At 64.3% G+C, this 3,600-nt stretch carries 1 protein-coding gene, 1 tRNA gene and 2 pseudogenes; 2 read left to right on the top strand and 2 right to left on the bottom strand.

Translation table 11 applies throughout. The annotated features are described in order from the left end of the window. Positions 1-201: 201 nt before the first annotated feature. A pseudogene (locus ACWCQ6_RS36330) lies at positions 202-471 on the bottom strand (hypothetical protein); the annotation flags it as partial. Here ACWCQ6_RS36330 and ACWCQ6_RS36325 point away from each other — a divergent pair. Next, positions 471-683 (top strand): annotated as a pseudogene (locus ACWCQ6_RS36325) (TetR family transcriptional regulator); the annotation flags it as partial. The pseudogenes ACWCQ6_RS36330 and ACWCQ6_RS36325 overlap by 1 nt on opposite strands. Before the next feature lie 251 nt (positions 684-934). Here the strand turns inward: ACWCQ6_RS36325 and ACWCQ6_RS36320 are convergent. Beyond that, positions 935-1,006: transfer RNA gene (locus ACWCQ6_RS36320), tRNA-Gln, on the bottom strand. 988 nt (positions 1,007-1,994) lie between these two features. On the opposite strand from ACWCQ6_RS36320, the gene ltrA reads away from it, so the two are divergent. Then, positions 1,995-3,575: a group II intron reverse transcriptase/maturase gene (ltrA, locus tag ACWCQ6_RS36315; RefSeq protein WP_451096659.1), complete on the top strand. Its 1,581-nt coding sequence runs from the start codon at positions 1,995-1,997 to the stop codon at positions 3,573-3,575. The last annotated feature ends 25 nt before the right edge of the window (positions 3,576-3,600 follow it).

Below are 3,600 nucleotides of genomic sequence, written 5' to 3'. Positions count from 1 at the left end.
TTCTGCAGCGAACACAAAACTGACAGTAACGTGACCGCCCGAGTGTTTTCAGCGCTTTGCACCGAATAGCCCGCAGATCGCGGCGGCGGTAGACCGGCGCGAGGTCTGCGGCAAGTTCGGCGAATACCGCTTCCATCTGCTCGGGATCTGCACTGCGGCGCAGTGCAGATCCCGGGCCGTGGTCACCGTGCGCGGGGCCTGTCACCTCCGATACCGCGGTGCCACTGCCGCGAAGGCGGCCTTGGGTTCCCATTCCATGTCGGGGCAGGTCTGCCCCCGGCGCCCTTCGAGGAGTTTGACGATGCCCAGGCCGGCCCGGTCCAAGTCGTCCCTGGGGTCGCCGTCCGGGCAGTGCAGGTAGCCGGGCAAGGCGAACAGGAACACGAACGCGCTGTCCACGCCCTCGGTCTCGAAGATCTCCAGCAGTTCGCTCAGATATGCGGCCTGGCCAGCCTCGTCACGCTCGAACGCACACAGCCCGCGTTCTCGCGGCAGGCGTGACCGCGGCGGTGCGCATCGCGCTGGAAGGCTGGCTCCAGCCGACCGGGAACGCAGAGGCCGCCGGGAGCTTCGGCGCCGGAGGACTGGTCGTGCCCTCCGGCTCACTGCCCGACCATCTCCGCGCGGCGCTGGCCCCGCTCGCGCCCGCGTTCGACGCAGCCGAGCGACGCACCCAGCCGTGAAGTCGACCCAACTGGGGCATCCGCTGGACAAACAGTAGACCCGGAACATGCCGATGCACCCGGCCGTCATCATCCTCGTCAGCCGATTCAACGTAGGGTCGCGATCTACGACGGGAGTACTAGTTTGATCGGGGCGGGGTGGAATCTGCTACCCCCGCCCCACCGTGCGTTGCCGTGGAATCGAACCACGCTAGCCGTTGCCGGCGCAGGCTTTACAGGCCCGCTTGCCTCCCAGGGCTCAACGCTCGCAGCTCCCCGTCGAGGATTCGAACCTCGATTTCCTGGTCCAGAGCCAGGCGTGCTGCCAGTTACACCAACCGGGAATGCACTGTCCGGCCTGAACTATGAAACCCTGACGTCGGCCGGAGTGTCACCTGGTTTTCCCCGAGTGCAGGGGTCTCGCCCCGCCTACGACCGTCCACCCTTCCGAACCATGAGGTCCGGGTGTTGGCCGTCGCGCCACGGTGGCAGCACCGAGACCACGCCCTCTTCACACGGCAGTTGAGCCCCGTTGGGCAGGTTGGCCTTGACGGCGGTATCACCGCCCATCTGCGCAGGCGCCACACCATGCGGAGGTCGAAGAACGTCACCACCGCCGGCCCACGGGACGGGGCGTCATCCGCGGCATGGTGTCCATCACCGCCCGCCCCGCCGAGGTCGAGGACCGCAGGGTTCCCGGCCACTGGGAGGGTGACCGTGCGACACGAAGTCGCAGTGCGCCGTGAGGCGCTGAAAACCGTAGGAGGTGCAAGACCTCCTCGCTGAGCTGTCGCAGCAGCCCAGCAGGAGCTGAGCGCAGTCCAAACCAGGAAACGCTGGGGCGGGCGGAAAGCAGCGCTGACAAAGCCGAGACAGTCTGGAACTGCCAGATGGGCTGGGTTCGGCGAGCGAGATCGGACGGTATACGAGAGGAACCAGTGGTAAAGCTCCGTAAGCGTGTCACCGGCTCAAATCTGGCGGATATGGGCCGGGATGCAGCGCACAGTCGCTCGAATAGAGCGGCCGACTCCGTAGCTGGTATGCGATGTCAGTGGGGAGGCCACGGTGAAGGTCTGCGGCGTAACCGTGGCGATGCTGCCGGAGCAGAGCTGGATGCCAAGCCGATCAACCGGTTTTCAGTGAACACGGGAACCATCCCGCGTTGTTCCTACGGCTCGGAATCCATCCGGTGCGGGGGATAGGCGCGTTGTCCGTCGAAGGGGCGGGATGGGGCGGAGGCCCCGTAGTAGTCAGAGCGAGCGAAAGGCTCGTACACGGCCAAGGGGGCCAGCAAGTCAGCAGTACGGATACCGGAATACCAGGAGGACGTTGGTGAATACCGACGAGCTGGAATACGTCTTACTCAAGGCGGAACGCCGGGTACTGGAGATCCAGACCAAGCTGCACCGTTGGGCCAGTGATGACCCTCATCGCAGGTTCGATGATCTGTACAACCTCGCCGCCGATCCGGGCTTCCTACTGGTCGCCTGGTATCGGGTGCGGAACAACAGAGGCGCGCGCACGGCTGGAGTGGACGGCCAGACCGCCCACTACATCGAGTCCGTGCGTGGGGTGGAAGGGTTCCTCTCGGAACTTCGGGACGATCTCAGAGCCCGTACCTTCCAGCCTCTCCCGGCACGACGGCGCGCTATCCCCAAGACCAACGGCAAGGTCCGTTACCTGGGGATCGCGACCATCCGTGACCGGGTTGTCCAAGCGTCTCTGAAACTGGTGTTGGAGCCGATTTTCGAGGCGGAGTTCCTCCCATGCTCGTATGGGTTCCGTCCGAATCGCCGTGCTCATGACGCGGTGGCTGAAGTGCACCACTTCGCGTCCCGCTCTTACGAGTGGGTCGTGGAAGGTGACATCAAAGCCTGCTTCGATGAGATCTCGCACTCCGCCCTCATGGACCGGGTGAGGAATCGAGTTGGAGATAAACGTGTCCTAGCTCTGGTGAAGGCATTCCTGAAGGCGGGCATCCTTGACGAGGACGGCACGCTTGCGGGTATCAACGCTGGAACTCCGCAAGGGTCTATTCTCTCTCCGCTGTTGAGCAACGTGGCTCTCTCGGCCCTGGACGAGTACATCGCCCAAGGGCCGGGCGGCCCCGGAGCCAGTCCGTATGGAAGGTCCAAGCGGCGTCGTCAAGGTCTACCCAACTACCGCCTTGTGCGGTACGCGGACGACTGGTGCCTGCTCGTGGCGGGCACTGCGGCGCACGCAGAGGCCCTGCGGGAAGAGATCGCAGGGGTCTTGTCCACGATGGGCCTGCGCCTGTCGCCAGAAAAGACCCTGATTACCCATATCGACGAGGGGCTGAACTTCCTCGGCTGGCGCATCCAGCGTCACCAGAAGCGAGGCACCGGCAAGCAGTACGTCTATGTCTACCCGGCCAAGAAGGCACTGGCTGCCGTCATGGCCAAGGTGAAGACGATTTGTCGGCGGAACACGAATCTGACGCTCGCCGACCTGCTGCATCAGCTCAATCGGATGCTGCGGGGATGGACCGCGTATTTCAAGCACGGATGCTCAAAGGCGACCTTCAACTACCTGCGGTCCTACCTGTGGAAGGAGGTCATCAGGTGGGAGAGGCGCAAGCATCGGCGGACGCCGTGGAAACAGCTACGCCGACGCTACGGCATTTGGCCGGCTGACGGTGATACCGGGATGTTCGACCCCGCCAAAGTGCGCACTAAGTGCTACTACTACCGGGGCTACCGCATCCCAGCACCGTGGCCGAGCCTGTGCGGGCGGTCGCTACGGCCGGGTGAAGGTCATGTGCGTGACGCCGCTGGGGGTTGTCACGGACTCGGTCTGGAAGCGCTTCTCGAGTCCTTCGAGTCCAATGACAGCGAGCGCCTCGACTGGCGGCTTGGTCGTCGAGGGTGTCTCAAGAGGCCCGTACATCAGTAGGTGCTCCAAGGGGATGCGCAGGACC

The sequence above is a fragment of the Streptomyces sp. NPDC001880 genome, from assembly GCF_053594575.1.
This window is presented reverse-complemented; position numbering and strand designations above follow the sequence as displayed.